12 protein-coding genes and 1 pseudogene are annotated in these 14,505 nt (G+C 64.3%); 6 read left to right on the top strand and 7 right to left on the bottom strand.

Annotated elements, in window-relative coordinates; genetic code table 11:
• Window positions 1-21: 21 nt before the first annotated feature.
• Window positions 22-1,023, bottom strand: a complete 1,002-nt coding sequence (locus tag AC1DS6_RS20665; RefSeq protein WP_441625456.1) for a tripartite tricarboxylate transporter substrate binding protein — start codon at window positions 1,021-1,023, stop codon at window positions 22-24.
• Window positions 1,024-1,061: 38 nt separating this feature from the next.
• Window positions 1,062-1,940: an HpcH/HpaI aldolase/citrate lyase family protein gene (locus tag AC1DS6_RS20660; RefSeq protein WP_441625454.1), complete on the bottom strand. Its 879-nt coding sequence runs from the start codon at window positions 1,938-1,940 to the stop codon at window positions 1,062-1,064.
• A 94-nt stretch (window positions 1,941-2,034) separates the two neighbouring features.
• On the opposite strand from AC1DS6_RS20660, the gene AC1DS6_RS20655 reads away from it, so the two are divergent.
• The gene (locus AC1DS6_RS20655; protein ID WP_441625452.1) at window positions 2,035-2,910 is read left to right on the top strand and encodes a LysR family transcriptional regulator; all 876 of its coding nucleotides are present in this window, start codon (window positions 2,035-2,037) and stop codon (window positions 2,908-2,910) included.
• A gap of 40 nt (window positions 2,911-2,950) precedes the next feature.
• Here the strand turns inward: AC1DS6_RS20655 and AC1DS6_RS20650 are convergent.
• The 5 genes and pseudogenes from AC1DS6_RS20650 to AC1DS6_RS20630 all read right to left on the bottom strand — a co-directional run.
• Window positions 2,951-3,316, bottom strand: a pseudogene (locus AC1DS6_RS20650) (LysR family transcriptional regulator); the annotation flags it as partial.
• Between the two features lie 125 nt (window positions 3,317-3,441).
• Window positions 3,442-4,317 (bottom strand): DMT family transporter, encoded by an 876-nt coding sequence (locus AC1DS6_RS20645; protein WP_441625450.1) that lies wholly within the window; start codon window positions 4,315-4,317, stop codon window positions 3,442-3,444.
• Window positions 4,310-5,125 carry a DUF2182 domain-containing protein gene (locus AC1DS6_RS20640; protein WP_441625448.1) on the bottom strand — a complete coding sequence of 272 codons (816 nt, stop codon included), beginning with the start codon at window positions 5,123-5,125 and terminating at the stop codon, window positions 4,310-4,312. The genes AC1DS6_RS20645 and AC1DS6_RS20640 overlap by 8 nt, the downstream gene beginning before the upstream one ends.
• Complete coding sequence (locus AC1DS6_RS20635; protein WP_441625446.1) at window positions 5,122-5,724, bottom strand: DUF1326 domain-containing protein; 603 nt, start codon at window positions 5,722-5,724, stop codon at window positions 5,122-5,124. Before AC1DS6_RS20635 ends, AC1DS6_RS20640 begins: the two co-directional genes overlap by 4 nt.
• Window positions 5,725-5,969: 245 nt before the next feature.
• Window positions 5,970-7,004 (bottom strand): AraC family transcriptional regulator, encoded by a 1,035-nt coding sequence (locus AC1DS6_RS20630; RefSeq protein ID WP_441625444.1) that lies wholly within the window; start codon window positions 7,002-7,004, stop codon window positions 5,970-5,972.
• Between the two features lie 334 nt (window positions 7,005-7,338).
• Between AC1DS6_RS20630 and AC1DS6_RS20625 the strand changes: the two genes are divergently transcribed.
• The 5 genes from AC1DS6_RS20625 (at window position 7,339) to AC1DS6_RS20605 (ending at window position 14,055) form a co-directional block, all read left to right on the top strand.
• Window positions 7,339-8,355: a hypothetical protein gene (locus AC1DS6_RS20625; protein ID WP_441625517.1), complete on the top strand. Its 1,017-nt coding sequence runs from the start codon at window positions 7,339-7,341 to the stop codon at window positions 8,353-8,355.
• 55 nt (window positions 8,356-8,410) lie between these two features.
• On the top strand, window positions 8,411-9,229 hold the full coding sequence (locus AC1DS6_RS20620; RefSeq protein ID WP_477103002.1) for an alpha/beta fold hydrolase: 819 nt from the start codon (window positions 8,411-8,413) through the stop codon (window positions 9,227-9,229).
• Between the two features lie 92 nt (window positions 9,230-9,321).
• Window positions 9,322-10,551, top strand: coding sequence for a helix-turn-helix domain-containing protein (locus AC1DS6_RS20615; protein WP_441625440.1), 1,230 nt, complete (start codon window positions 9,322-9,324; stop codon window positions 10,549-10,551).
• A gap of 35 nt (window positions 10,552-10,586) precedes the next feature.
• Window positions 10,587-11,273 (top strand): Vgb family protein, encoded by a 687-nt coding sequence (locus tag AC1DS6_RS20610; protein ID WP_477103001.1) that lies wholly within the window; start codon window positions 10,587-10,589, stop codon window positions 11,271-11,273.
• Between the two features lie 202 nt (window positions 11,274-11,475).
• Window positions 11,476-14,055, top strand: coding sequence for a penicillin acylase family protein (locus AC1DS6_RS20605; protein WP_441625436.1), 2,580 nt, complete (start codon window positions 11,476-11,478; stop codon window positions 14,053-14,055).
• Window positions 14,056-14,505: the final 450 nt, after the last annotated feature.

The raw sequence follows: 14,505 nt of genomic DNA, 5'->3' as shown, positions 1-14,505 counted from the left end.
CCTCCGGATTCAATTGGACACTCAGTCCGCGACAATGTTCTGCTGCCTGGCAAGCTGCTTCCACCTGGCAACATCGGCAGCGATCGTCTCTGCGAACTGTTTGGACGTGCCGGGCTTTGCCTCGGCGCCTTCGTTGAGGATCGCTGCCTTGACGGATGGCTTTGCCAGAGCCTTGTTCACGGCCCCATTGAGCCGCGCAATGACTGCCTCCGGCGTTCCTGCGGGCGCGAGAAAGCCCCACCAGAGTTCAAACTCGTAGCCGGGAACGGCGCTCGCCATGGGTACCAGGTCGGGTGCGATGGGGCTTGGTTTCAGGCTGGTAATGCCTACGGCCCGGACCTTGCCGGCCCTGACCATGGGCAGCAGCGACGGTCCGCTTGAGATCAGCACCTGCGTCTGGTTGCCGATCAGGTCAGTGATGGCGGGTCCCATGCCCCGGTAGGGGACATGCGTGATGGCGAGCTTTCCGGCCTTGGCCTTGAGCAACTCGGTGCCGAACTGATTGACGCTCCCTGGCCCGGAAGACGCATAGTTGAATTTGCCCGGATTCGCACGGATCGCGTCCACCAGGTCCTGCGGGCTCCTGGCAGGGAACGCATTGCTGACAGCCACGATGAATGGGCCCTGGGCCAGCATTGCTACCGGGGAGAAGCTCTTGATCGCGTCATAGGGCAGTTTGCCCTGCACCGCCGCGTTGGTCGTCATGCTCGAGGACACCGCGACCAGGGTATAGCCGTCCGGGGCCGCCTTCGCCACGATGCCGGTCCCCGTGTTGCCGCTCGCGCCGGGCCGGTTGTCGATGATCACGGGCTGCTTCAGGTCCTCGCCGATCTCCTTCGCCACGATCCGCGCGAAGGTATCGTTCGAGCCGCCGGGCGGATAGGGAACGACGATGGTGACGGGCCTGGACGGATACGCGCTCTCCGCGCCCGCGTGAGGCGAAGCAGCCAGCGAGCCGACCGTGGCAAGTGCGGCTATCAGCGCGAAGCGTCCTGCGCCCCCGCTTGAAGATGACGTGTTCATGGTTTGTCTCCTGTCAGTCTGATTTTTGTACAGTCCGGTCAGGCAGCGATCAGCCCCAGCCGCTTGCCGATATCGACAATGGCCTGCGCACGCCTGACAAAGGGTGGGTCGATCATCTTTCCATCAACGACGTAGGCCCCGATCCCTTTTGCATGCGCCTCGGCGGCGGCCGCCACGACCCGCATCGAATGCGCGATCTCTTCGTCGGACGGGCGATACACTTCGTTGGCCAGCGCGATCTGGCTCGGGTGGATGCAGCTTTTGCCAAGAAAGCCCATCCGCATGGACATCTCCGCCTCGGCACGGAAGCCTTCGGTATCCCGAATGTTGGCGAACACCGTGTCGTAGGCAAAGACGTTGGCCTCTCCCGCGGCCATGCGCACGGCGAACATGGCCGTTGCGATGGCCGCGGGATTGCGCCGGTGAATGCCGATGGGTTCGAAGAGATCTCCAAGCCCGAGTTGAAGGCCGGCGACGCGTGGATGCGCGCTTGCCAGTTCGGCAGCGCGGCGCAACGCCGCCGGCGATTCGATATTGAGCAGCAACCGGACTTTGGCGTCGGCTTCGGTAAAGCCGTTGGCCCGTTCCGCTTGTTCGACTGCCTCAGCCGCGTGCCGGACGTCGTCGTCGGTCTCCGGCTTGGGCACGTTGACCAGATGCAATCCTGGCACTACGACTGCGGCAAGATCCGCTTCGAAATGCCCCGTGGCAATGCCGTTGACGCGAACGATGAGCGTCTTGCCGGCGCTCCGTGCCTCGTCGGAGCGCAGGAGCCGTGACAGGAGGGATCTGGCTTCGGCTTTCCTGTCTTCGGCAACGGCATCCTCCAGGTCGAAGGACAGCGCGTCCGCATCGCTTGCCAGCGCTTTTGGGAAAAACTCGGGGCGCGAACCGGGGACAAACAGCTTGCTTCTCATGGCCAACACCTAGCTCTGTGGGACGAGATGCAGTGTCGTGCTATCCACAACAAAGATAAACTATGCTTTTCTACGTTCGCTCAATAGAAATTCTATGGAAACCGCCTATCTGAGAGCCTTCGCCCTGGTTGTCGAGACCGGCTCGCTGGCCGAGGCTGCGAGGCGGCTTGACGTCACCCCGGCGGCAATTTCCCAGCAGATTCAGGTGCTTGAACGGGAACTCGGGACCCGGCTCCTGGGACGGGCCGGCAGGACGGTGGCGCCCACGGAGTCCGGGAGCCGGCTCGCAGAACGATGCGGCCCCCTGCTCAGGGAAGTGGACAGCCTGAAAGGCTGGATCAGCCAGGCCGATGAAATTCGCGAGCTTCGTATCGGGACGATCAATACCGCGCTCCACAGCCTCCTGCCAGACGCGTTGGCGCGCTTCACAGCCGAACACCCGCGCGTGTCCGTCTACATACAGTCGGCGATGTCGAGCGAGTTGTATGACGCGGTCAAGCGTTCGGATCTCGATGCCGCCGTTTGCCTGCATCCGCCCTTTTCGATGCCGAAGGCGATTGCATGGGAACTGCTTCGCCAGGAACCGTTGGTCGTGCTCGCTGCGGAGCGTGACAAGAAGGCAGACCCCCACGAGCTTCTGCGAACCAGGCCGCTCATCCGATATGACAGAACCCTCGGCGGCGGGAAGCAGGCAGACGAATACCTGCGCAAGGCCGGCATTGCCCCGTCGCAAGAGCGCTTCGAACTCAGTTCCCTGCTCGCGATCGCGATGATGGTGGATCGCGGCCTGGGCGTGTCGCTGGTCCCGGACGTCGCGTCTCCGCTGACGTCGGCGCTGCACATTGCCAAGATCTCGCTGCCCTCGGAACCGGAACCACGCCGGTTCGGTATGCTATGGCAAAGGACGTCGCCGCGTACCCGTTTGATCGGATCGTTCCTTGAGCAGGCTCGCCTCGCGGCCCGACTATGAACAGGCCTTGCGCCGGATGATGTGTAGGCCGATCAGGGTCATCGGGATACGCTCGCAGCAAGGGGGACAGCTTCGGCCACAAGATGGTCTTGATCGCGTAGTCGGTCGCCGAAATGCGCACTGTTCCGGACGGCTTGTCCCGGAGCTCGCCAACAGCCGCGAGTTCGGTTTCGATCTCTTCAAAACGAGGCGCAACCGACTGCAGCAGACGTTCCCCCGCTTCGGTCGGAGAAACGCTGCGCGTGGTGCGCGTCAGAAGGCGAACGCCCAGTCTCGTTTCAAGCGAGCGAATGGTGTGGCTCAAGGCAGATTGAGATACTCCGATCTGTGCGGCGGCCCGGGCAAAGCTCCGCTCGCGGGCGACGGCGATGAAGGCAAGCAGGTCGTTGAAATTCTCGCGTGGCATTGGCGAGTTCAGCACACAGGTCTTTGCAGATCCTGGCACCTGGCCAGAGTGCGGATAAGGTCTCTGGCAAGGTATTCCGGGGACGCCGGTGGCGCGATGAACCCATTGCGCACAGGTGTCGGAGGCTAAGGGCGCGGCTTGCGCGACCTGCTGAACAGCACCATCGCAATGCCGCCGAGGATCGCCGCGGAGGCGGCAGCCAGGCGTGGTGTGATCGCTTCCGACAGGAACAGCACGCCGCCAAATGCAGCGATCAGCGGCACCGACAACTGTACGGTGGCCGCGCGCATGGCAGAAAGGTTGCTCAGCGCCGCATACCAGATGACATAGCCGATGCCGGACGTCAGTGCGCCGGAGGCCATGGCCAGGGCAACTCCGGCCTTGTCCGTGTACGCGTTGGCGACGAACAGCAAGCTCAGCACGAGGGCGAGCGGCGCCGCCCGCGCGAAGTTGCCAGCCGTGGCGGCAAGCGGGTCGGCCACACCGCGGCCGCGCAGCGAGTACACGCCCCACGCTACGCCAGCGATCGCCATCAACGCGGCGCCGAGTGGTGGCGGGGCAGCAACACCCGGCGAGACCAGGTAGACGAGCCCCGCGACCGCCAGCACGAGTCCAAGCGAGGCGATGGGTCCGAACCTCTCGCCCGAGCGAAAGCCCACGCTGAACATGGTCAGTTGCACCGCACCGAACAGAATCAATGCGCCCGTGCCCGCGGGCAAGGTGAGATACGCGAAGGAGAAGAATGTGACGTAGGCAAGCAGCATCGCCGCGGCGCGCCAGTCGGCATGGCCGCGCGCGAACCGCTCCGGCCTGATCCGTACGATGACCGCGAGCGTGATCGCTCCGGAAACCAGCCTGATGCTGCCAAAGCTGGCCGGATCGATGTGCCCTTGCTGCAACGCAAGCCGGCACAGCAGTGAATTGGCCGCGAAGGCAAGCATCGCCGCCACGGTAAGGATGATCGTCTGCGAGGCCGGCACGCCACGGGGCTCTTCAAGCATGGGTTGTCACCAGGACGACTGCCCAAGACAACAGCGCGACACCGAGCGGCGTGCTGAGACGGCGGCCCCAGCCCACGTTCTTTTCAATCGCCATCACGGCCGCAAGCAGGAGCATCCAGCCGAGGCTGCCGGTGCCGAGCGCGAACATCAGCAGCATCAGCGCCCAGCAGCAGCCGACGCAGTACAGGCCATGCTGCGCGCCAAGCGCGAACGCGTGCCACGCGTGCGCCTGTCCACGCCAGCGCTCGATGACGAAGCTCAAGGGCGTGCGGCACTTCTCCAGGCACCGGTACTTGAGCCTGCTGAACTGAAAGGCGCCGGCCAGGGCAATGATCGCGGCGCCGATCAGCCAGCCGTGCCAGGCCAGGCCGGGTACGCTGGCGAGCAGGGATAGCAGCGCACTGTGTAGTGCATGCGCCAGAAGCCCGAAGGCTCCCCACACCGTCATGTAGCCGAGCGCGAGCAGCATGAGCAGTCGCACGTGGTCCGGGCGCCCGGCCGTCAACCGATCGAAGGCGTTGAACAACGGCAAGGTAGTCGGCAGCATCATGGCCGCCGTCATGAGGATCCACGCAGCGGCGTAGAGCACCACCGGCACGACCACATCGCCGGCGGGAACGACACGGCACAAGAATGCCGCCGGTCCTGATGCGGTCCAGTCATCGTGCTCAAGATAGCGTCCGTATGGCGTGCGAGTCCAAGCCCACAACGCCACCCACGCGAGCGCAATCAGCGCGGCCAGGATCGGCAGGAACACGCGCTGATGGCGCGAGGCGCCGGACTGCGGTGAGCCTGCCATCGGGCTCATGCGTCGAAGACGAAGGTGCTTTGCAGGGCGTTGTGGTTCTTGATGTCGAGGTCAATGCCGAGGGCGGCGTTCTTGGAGCGATAGGTCGGGGCTTTGCCGACGAATACCGGAGCTCCCGGCACTGTCGAGAACACGGTGTCGGAGAGGGTGGTCTGGCCACCCGTCGCGCCGAGATAGGGCTCAAGCTCGGCGAAGTAGTCCTGGCCGATCTCGAGCGTGCCCTTGCCCGAGACTACTGTGAAGCGGATCGGTGCCCGCTCCACGGATACGACCGTGCCGATGAGCTTGGCGAGTTCGGCGACCGGCCCACCGGCCTGACCGGTGTAGACCTTCAGGAGTGCATCTTCCTGCGCTTTGGAGGCATTGTCGTCGACGTAGATCGCTGCCGTCCAGTTGCCTTGCAGGATATTGCCGGGCACATGTGCGACAGCCGCGATGGTATTGCCGCTGACATCGACGCCGTCGACCGTTCCCTTGTCGATGCGCCACGCGACGATGGTGTCGCAGGTGCCGTTGTCAGGGTCTTCGCCGATCCAGCAGGGGCAGAGGACGTTGCAGTTGCAAACCTCGAGCAGACGACCTTCCAGGTGATAGCTCATATGGACCTCCGTTGAAGGTACACAGGTACACGAACACCGGCCTGTTGCCGCAGTCACGGCGACAAGTAGCAAATCAATCCTCTGCTACGGGGGGGGACAAGTCAAGGTCAACGAAGGTCGGGCAGGCGGTCGGGCGAGTGCAGCCGGCCATTCTCGCCCGGGGCTGTCGAACTGGCTCATTGGATACCCGCTTTGGGCGCGCCAACGCGAGACGGATTGCGGCCCGGTGTGATTTTCCAGTAATTTTAAGATTCGCTTGCCGGCGGATGACTGTCGCCGGAGGGTTCTTTGTCCCGGGTCGCGGCGCCGATCGTGATCGTATTCCTGCGCCATGTCGCGGGTGGCTTGCCGAACTCCCGCTTGAACGCGCGATTGAATGAGGCTTCCGATTCGTACCCGGCAGCCTCGGCGATCGACGCCAGCGACGAATCAGTGAGGCGAAGCTGCCGCGCGGCGAGCTGCAGGCGCCACAGCGCCAGATATTGCATCGGTGGCAGCCCGACCAGTTCGGTAAAGCGCTGTGCCAGCCCCGAACGCGAGATGCCAACTTCGCGGGCGAGCGCTTCCACGGTCCAGGCATACACCGGCCGCGCATGCATCAGCGCGAGTGCTCGCGCGACGAAGCGATCACGTAATCCCGCCAGCCACCCCTTGCGATCATCGGCCATCGTGCCGACGTAACGGCGAACCGCTTCGACGAACACCAGCTCCGCAAGCTTGGCCAGCACCGTGGCGCTGCCCGCCTGCGCCGAAGCCGCCTCCTCGGTGGCGAAGCGCAGTGACGATTCGAGCCACGACGCGCCGGATCCGCGCATGCTCACCTTGAACAGCCTGGGCAGCGCGGACAGCAGGGGGTTGCGCGAATTGTCCTGCATGGAGAGAAAGCCGCACACCATGCGAGTGATCTCGCCACCGCCGCCGTGGACGAGTGTCATGACTTCACCCGGTTTCGCCTGGACATGATTGGCCAGTATCGGCGCCAGGAATTCCGGCAACAGATCGGTGGAACTGCCTAACACGTGGGTCTCGCCCTGCGGTACCACGATGACATCGCCTGCTTCCACCTGCAGCGTGCTCGCCGGGTCGCCTGGCAGCATCGCCCAGCACCTTCCTTCTGTCACGAGATGGAACGAGACGACGTTCTCGGAGGGCGGCAGGTATGCCGAGCAAAGCGCCGAATCAGCCTGCCCGATGACGCACCAGGGCGCCGAAAAGCTGCCGTCGAGGTGAACCGCCCCCGTCAACTGGATGACGCGCAACACATCGGAGAGAGCATCCATGGCAGCGGTTGCCCAATGTTGGGGCCACGCACAAGAAATCCGGACGACCGGCTATTCAATCGCGTGCTTACCGTCAGGATACTAGCCCCGTGCCTGAAGGCCAACACACGCAAGAAGATTCGATTGAAGCAGGGCAGCAATAAGGGTTGTGGCGTTCTCCGCGAATCAGGCGGGTGATGCACGCGTTGTATGCGTCTACTCCAGACGAACCTGGCGATTTGCGAATGCACCGGCGCGCACGCTGCGACGTCGTCGGACCTCAATTGTCCCTCGACCGCATTTTTTGCAGCAGCACCAGCTGCAACCCCAACCCCGTCTCCCAAGGAGAACCGTCATGTCCGCAATCCATTCACCTTCTCTGCCCGATACCGATCCCGCCGCCCTCAGGATCCGGCATGCCGTTGCCGGTATTCAACCACCTCTCTCGCAACCTTACGTCGATTCCGCGCGCTACGCCAAATGCGTGGAAGTGTCCAGGCGCGTCCGGTGGGACATTGATGGCGACGTGCTTCGCCATCGGGATTTCGACTTCACGAAGAAATTCCTGCCTGATGGCCTGTCGTTCGTCGATCGCCTGCCGTTCCTGAACGGCAACGAGCGCCGCCTGCTGTCGCAGATCCAGGGTCGCTCGTATGCCAATATCTTCGGCCTGGTCGAGCGGTTCATCGGCGCCAAGATGCTTGAGGTGAGCCGCGACCACTGGCTTGGCGACCAGATCGCGCTTGAGGCGCTGGTTCGCTTCACCGACGAAGAGCTAAAGCACCAGGCGCTGTTTCGCCGTATCGAGACCATGATCGGCGCCCGGATGCCCGCGGGATACAAGTTCGAACCGCAGCCCGATGACGTCGCGTCGTTCGTATTGGGCAAGTCGACCTGGTCGGTGCTCGCGCTGACCTGCCTCATTGAACTGTTCACGCAAGCCCACTACCGGGCCAGCATTGCGCCGGACAGCGAGCTCTCACCCCTGTTCAAGGATGTGTTCCTGTTCCACTGGAAAGAGGAGTCGCAGCACGCGATTCTGGATGAACTGGAATGGGTCCGTGAGAACGCGAAACTTTCGCCGCAAGCACGCGATGCGGCCGTGGACGACCTGATTGCGCTGGTCCGCGCCATCGATGTCATTCTGCAAGCCCAGGCGGCAGCGGACGCGCGCTACTTCATCGAACTTTGCAACCGGCCCACGACAACGGCCGAGAAGGATAGCGTGATGAACACCGTCCTTGCCGCCTATCGCTTCCAATACATCGTGTCGGGCGTGCAGATCCCGCGCTTCGGCGAAACGCTCAACGCCATGATCTCGCCGGCGCAAGCGCACCGGATCGGGGCCGCGCTCGCGCCGATCATGGGCTGACAGGCAATCGAAAACACGGGCCACCGGCAAAACCGCGACTTGATTGGAGACCGTGATGGATATGCAGATCCGTAACCCAACGACGGTGAACCCGGCGCCCGTGATCGCATTGCATTGCTCGGGTGCGGGTGCGGGGCAATGGCGGCAGCTTGGCAGCGCGCTCGACCCGCGCCACGCGCTCTTCGCACCCGAGCATTACGGCTGCGACAGCTCTGGCCCATGGAGCGGCGTGCGCGCCTTTACCCTGGCAGACGAGGCGGCTAGAACGATCGACATCATCGATCGTGCCGGTTGCAAGGTGCACCTTGTCGGCCACTCCTATGGCGGAGGCGTCGCGCTCCATGCTGCTGTCGAGCGACCGCATCGAATTGCCAGCCTTGCCCTCTATGAGCCGTCCGCCTTTCACCTGCTGAAAGCGATCGGCGCGCACGGGACGGCCGCGTTCGCCGAGATCCGGGCGATTGCCACGAAAACCGCGGAGGCGGTGTGCACCGGCGACTACATCGGCGCGGCCATGTCGTTTGTCGACTACTGGAGCGGCCCGGGCGCGTGGGCCGCGCTACGGCCGTCCGTGCAAGCCGCGCTGGCACGCTGGACGCCAAAAGCACCGCTGGATTTTCGCGCGCTGATCGAGGAGCCGACGCCTATGGCCGCATACGGCGACCTCGATTTTCCCGTGTTGATCATGCGCGGCGAACACGCGCCCACGCCGACGCGACTCATCGCGGAAGCGTTGCCGGCACTCATGCCCGCCGCCAGTCTTGTTGTCATCGAAGGCGCCGGTCATATGGGCCCGCTTACGCATACGCTCGAAGTCAACGCTGCGATCGTGCGGCATATCGGCAGTGCGGGAGCGCGGCTGGCGCTCGCCTGACTCAGGAACAGGCGTGCTGGCTGGTACTCGTGTGCTAGATTAGCGCCTGACTTCGAACGGGGAGCGTGACAAGTGTGGCGGGATTCAGGTAGATGGATTCGCTGATCACCGCCGCGGCGCGTGCGCTCGCTGCGGGCGACCCCCTCGGCGCGCTGAACCGGGTCGCCTTGCGCGACGACGCGCCCGCGCTCGCGCTTCGCGGCATCGCGATGGCACAGCTCGGGGATCTCCCCCGGGCCAAGGCGCTCGTGCGGAGCGCGGCGCGCGCCTTCGGCCCCAAGGAAGCCGTGGCCCGCGCCAGGTGTGTCATTGCCGAAGCCGAGATCGCACTCGCCTCGCGCGACCTGGGCTGGCCCGCCAGGGTGCTCGACGCAGCCCGATCAACGCTCGAAGCGCACGGCGACCACGTCAACGCCGCGCATGCGCGGTATCTCGAAGTCAGGCGCCTCCTCCTGATCGGGCGCCTCGACGACGCCGAACATACGCTCGCCGGAGTCGTCTCCTCGCCCTTTCCACCTGCCGACTATCCACCTGCATTGAAGACCGCGCACGAACTGGTCGTCGCCGGGATCGCAATGCGACGCCTGCAATCGAAAACGGCGCGTGCCGCGCTCGATCGGGCCCAGCGCGCCGCACGCCTCGCGGGAATCCCAGCGCTGACGGCGGAGGTTGAAAACGCATCCCTCATCCTGAACACGCCCGCGGCGCGCCTGGTTGCGCGTGGCGAGGAGCGGCTCCTGCTGCTGGATGAGGTGGAAGCGCTGCTGGCGTCGAAAGCGCTCGTCGTGGACGCATGCCGCAATGTCGTGCATGACGCCGGCAAGGCGGTCTTGCTCGCCAGGCGTCCCGTGTTGTTCGCGCTAGCACGCACACTGGCCGAAGCGTGGCCCGAAGACGTAGCCCGGGAAACGCTCATCGCACAGGCATTCCGGACGAAGCACGCCGATGAATCGCATCGCGTGCGGTTGCGCGTTGAAGTCGGGCGGCTTCGCACCGTGCTTCGGGAAGTGGCCGGCGTGAGCGCCACGAAGCGAGGATTCGCACTGGTGCCGGGCCACGCGCGCGAGATCGTCGTGCTGGCGCGTCCCGTCGAAGACAAGCACGCGGCAGTGCTGGCCTTCCTTGCCGACGGTGAGTCATGGTCGAGCTCGGCCCTGGCGCTTGGCGCCAGCCAGCGGACCGTGCAGCGCGCGATCGATGCGCTGGCGGCAGCAGGCAAGGTGCAGTCGTTTGGTCACGGGCGGGCGCGTCGCTGGGTGACCCCGCCCGTGCCGGGATTCGCGACGACCTTGTTACTCCCCGCGCCCCTGCCAAGTGACTAGGATGTACACATGCAACCAGTGACGAGGACAGAGAAATGAAACACTCGGCAGCCGAAATCATCCGTGAATACGGTCCCTTTCCAGGTATCGACAACGTGCATGGCGTCACCTATGACGGTCAGCAAGTCTGGTTCGCCACCGGAGACAAGCTGAACGCCCTCGATCCGGCGAGCGGCAAGACGCTACGCTCAATCGATGTCGCCGCGCACGCAGGAACGGCCTTTGACGGCCGGTACCTCTATCAGATCGCCGAGAATCGCATCCAGAAGATCGACCCGGCAACCGGCCGCGTACTTGGCACGATTCCGGCGCCCGGCAGCGGCGGCGACTCGGGGCTCGCGTGGGCCGAAGGAACGCTCTGGGTGGGGCAGTACCGGGACCGGAAGATCCATCAGGTCGATCCCCAGACCGGGGCGATTCTCCGCACCATCGAGTCCAACCGTTTTGTCACCGGGGTCACGTGGATCGACGGAGAACTCTGGCACGGCACCTGGGAAGGCGACCAGAGCGAACTGAGGCGAATCGATCCCCGAACGGGCGTGGTCGAGGAGAAGGTCGAGATGCCTCCAGGCGCCGGCATCTCGGGACTCGAGTCCGATGGCGGCGACCAGTTCTTCTGCGGTGGCGGGAGTAGCGGGAAGGTCAGAGCTGTCCGCCGACCCAGGCGAGGCGCCGCGGCTGGCGGGGACGACGGGGTCGCCGCCGATACCAGGAGCAAGTAATCGAAGCGGCCGTCGCGGGCGAGGTTGCGCAAGCGGGGACGACAAGGCGCGCCACCATCGGCGGCAGCAATGCCGCTGCGCGGCAAGACTCAAGCGGCGCGCGACAAGTTGCGGGCGCAGATGGGTTTTGATTAATTGACCGCTCGGTCGGCTTATTTTAGGATGTTCCGGCGCCATAAGGAAAAGAGACCCCGGAGACATCATGCCCCTGCGCCCCCGCCTTGCCTGCGTTGCATCGACTGCCGCCATCCTCGCCCTCGGCGGCATCGTGGATATTCCCATTGGTGTTGCGACGGCCCATGCTGCCTCGGCCCCTGCCGCGCAGCAGGTCGTGATCAAGCGGGACGAGTATGGCGTGCCGCATATCTACGCGGACACCGCCTACAAGCTTTTCTATGGCTATGCCTATGCCGTCGCGCAAGACCGGCTGTTCCAGATGGAGATGGCAAAGCGCAGCACGCAAGGCACCGTGGCCGAGGTGTTCGGCGAGCAGTTCGCCAAGTTCGACCTGGCAACGCGCGGCAACTACTGGCCCGCGGCGATCGAGCAACAAATTGCAGCTTTGCCGAAAAGGGAGCGTGACATCCTCGATGGCTATGCCGCCGGGATGAATGCGTGGATCGCGCAGGTCCGTGCGCGGCCCGACACCCTGATGCCCAAGCAGTTCAACGACGCCGGCTTCAAGCCTTCGGACTGGAGCGCATTCGACGTGGCGATGGTGTTCGTCGGCACCATGGCGAACCGCTTCTCCGACAGCACCAGCGAGGTGGACAACCTCGCGCTGCTCACCGCCCTGAAGGACCGGTATGGCGAAGCGCGCGGCATGGATCTGTTCACTCAGTTGAAGTGGCTCGTCAACCCGAAGGCGGTCACCACCATCGCAGCCGGCGAGCGTACTTACCCGATACGGCTCGGCGCCGCGTCAGTCACCGGTGGCCTTGCCTACACGTTGCCGCGCTACGACGGACCGCCTCCGATGGCCGAGCGGCCCGCGCGCGGCGACGACGGCATGCTGCTCGCGCTCGACGCGCAGGCCAACCGCGACACCGTGTTCGCCCAGTATGCGCAGAGCGGCGCCAACGGCCTTGCCGGCTTCCCGACCACCAGCAATATGTGGGTGATCGGCAAGCAGCGCGCGCGCGATGCCAAGGCGATCATGCTCAACGGGCCGCAGTTTGGCTGGTTCAACCCTGGCTACACCTACGGTATTGGCCTGCATGGCGCGGGCTTCGATATCGTCGGCAATACGCCGTTTGCTTACCCCTGCATCCTGTTTGGCCACAACGGCAAGATCTCTTGGGGATCGACCGCCGGCTTTGGCGACGACATCGACATGTTTGCCGAGCGCATCGACCCCACCCGGCCTGACTTCTACTGGCACAACGGCAAGTGGGTGCAGATGCAAAAGCGCTCCGAGCTCATCCACGTCAAGGATGGCGCGCCCGTGACACTCGACATCTACCGCACCGTGCACGGCATCGTCATGCAGCGCGACGACGCCACGCATACCGCCTATGCCAAGGCGCGCGCCTGGAGTGGAAAGGAAGTCCAGTCGCTCCTGGCGTGGACCCGCCAGGCGCAGGCGCATGACTGGAAGAGTTGGACAGCCCAGGCCGCACGACAGGCCTTGACCATCAATTGGTATTACGCGGATCGCCAGGGCAATATCGGATACGTACACACCGGCGCCTATCCGCATCGTCGGACCGGGCACGACCCGCGCCTGCCCGTGCCCGGTACCGGGGAATGGGACTGGCGCGGCGTGCTGCCGTTCGCCACCAACCCGCAGGTCTACAACCCGCGCTCGGGCTATATCGCCAACTGGAACAACTCGCCTGAGCAGGGCTACCCGGCCTCCGATCTGTTTGCCTTTCTTTGGGGCGCGGCGGACCGCAACGTCGAAATCCAGCATCGCATCGAGGCGCACGCGACGCTCGACAGCGACGATGCCTGGCAGATACTGAAGGACACCAGCCGCTCGGACCTGAACGTGCGGCACTTCCTGCCGTTCATCCGCAATGCGGCGGCGGCGCTGCCTGCCGATGACCCGCGCCGCCGCCTTGCCGATACGCTGGCGGGCTGGAACGGCATCAACGACGACCCGCGCGACACCGGAAAGTACGCCCGGCCCGGCTCGGCAATCATGAATGCCTGGCTCACGTCGATGCTGGCAAGGACCGTCGTCAAGGCGGTTCCGGCGCCGTTCGACAAGTGGTACATGGCCAGCGGCTACGAGACGACGCAGGATGGCCCCACCGGCTCGCTGAACCTCAGCACGGGCAGCAAGGTTCTCTATGAGGCGTTGCTGGGGCCACGCTCGGCCATTCCCCAGCGCGTGGACCTGTTTGGCGGCGCCGCGCCGGACGACGTGATTCGCGCCGCACTGGGCGACGCCTGGACATCGCTGTCGGCCAAGTACGGGGACGATATCGCCCGGTGGCAACCGCCAGCCGTGATGCTCACCTTCCGCGCGAACAACTTTTTCGGCATTCCGCAGGCGGACGCGGCCGAAGCCATCCGCGTGCCGGAGTACCAGAACCGTGGGACGGAGAATGACCTGATCGTGCTCGGCAGTGCCGCCGCTGCCGGCAAGACGCAGGCATGGGATGTGGTGGCACCGGGGCAAAGCGGGTTCGTCGCGCCGGATGGCACCCGCTCACCGCACTACAGTGACCAGCTCGCCCTCTATACGGGCTTCGGCCGCAAGCCGCTGCGCCTGGAGGCGGGCGAGGTCGCGCGACATACGCGCAGCGAGGAAAAGGTCTTGGTCGCACCTCGGTAGATCGTCGCTGGCAGGGTCTGGCCGACGGTCTCGGCTTGATCGTTGGCGTCGGACCCGGTGGCGGTGTGAGCGCCATCATGGCAGCCAGCGCGCCAAGACGGGAGGCCTCGCTGGCGGGGTGATCGAATGACCACAGCGGACACGAAGACAGCCACACGTCTCCGCGCCGACTCATGACGCTGTTCGTTCGACAGACGTCTGCAAAATCCCCCCAACGATCGTTGCTCAAGCCATCTGTGCTTGCCTTCACTGCTAACAACTGAAAGCGCTTTTCACATTGCGGAATTCACTCCGAATTTCCGCAGCGGTTTGTTTTCGTTTCTCGAAAACGCGTTCCACATCATGAAATTCAAAGCCTATCTCATTGAAAAATAAGGATAAAGCAACTCTTATGTCTTATATAAGACTTCGCCGTGATGCGCCAGAATCGCCATACAATGATTCCACGCT

It is taken from the genome of Cupriavidus sp. 05L310, from assembly GCF_056398185.1.
This window is presented reverse-complemented; position numbering and strand designations above follow the sequence as displayed.

What these genes read in the sequence shown, in the direction of transcription:
- AC1DS6_RS20665 (WP_441625456.1), bottom strand. Translation starts at nt 1,023, where the DNA reads ATGAACACGTCATCTTCAAGCGGGGGCGCAGGACGCTTCGCGCTGATA.
- AC1DS6_RS20660 (WP_441625454.1), bottom strand. Translation starts at nt 1,940, where the DNA reads ATGAGAAGCAAGCTGTTTGTCCCCGGTTCGCGCCCCGAGTTTTTCCCA.
- AC1DS6_RS20655 (WP_441625452.1), top strand. Translation starts at nt 2,035, where the DNA reads ATGGAAACCGCCTATCTGAGAGCCTTCGCCCTGGTTGTCGAGACCGGC.
- AC1DS6_RS20645 (WP_441625450.1), bottom strand. Translation starts at nt 4,317, where the DNA reads ATGCTTGAAGAGCCCCGTGGCGTGCCGGCCTCGCAGACGATCATCCTT.
- AC1DS6_RS20640 (WP_441625448.1), bottom strand. Translation starts at nt 5,125, where the DNA reads ATGAGCCCGATGGCAGGCTCACCGCAGTCCGGCGCCTCGCGCCATCAG.
- AC1DS6_RS20635 (WP_441625446.1), bottom strand. Translation starts at nt 5,724, where the DNA reads ATGAGCTATCACCTGGAAGGTCGTCTGCTCGAGGTTTGCAACTGCAAC.
- AC1DS6_RS20630 (WP_441625444.1), bottom strand. Translation starts at nt 7,004, where the DNA reads ATGGATGCTCTCTCCGATGTGTTGCGCGTCATCCAGTTGACGGGGGCG.
- AC1DS6_RS20625 (WP_441625517.1), top strand. Translation starts at nt 7,339, where the DNA reads ATGTCCGCAATCCATTCACCTTCTCTGCCCGATACCGATCCCGCCGCC.
- AC1DS6_RS20620 (WP_477103002.1), top strand. Translation starts at nt 8,411, where the DNA reads ATGGATATGCAGATCCGTAACCCAACGACGGTGAACCCGGCGCCCGTG.
- AC1DS6_RS20615 (WP_441625440.1), top strand. Translation starts at nt 9,322, where the DNA reads ATGGATTCGCTGATCACCGCCGCGGCGCGTGCGCTCGCTGCGGGCGAC.
- AC1DS6_RS20610 (WP_477103001.1), top strand. Translation starts at nt 10,587, where the DNA reads ATGAAACACTCGGCAGCCGAAATCATCCGTGAATACGGTCCCTTTCCA.
- AC1DS6_RS20605 (WP_441625436.1), top strand. Translation starts at nt 11,476, where the DNA reads ATGCCCCTGCGCCCCCGCCTTGCCTGCGTTGCATCGACTGCCGCCATC.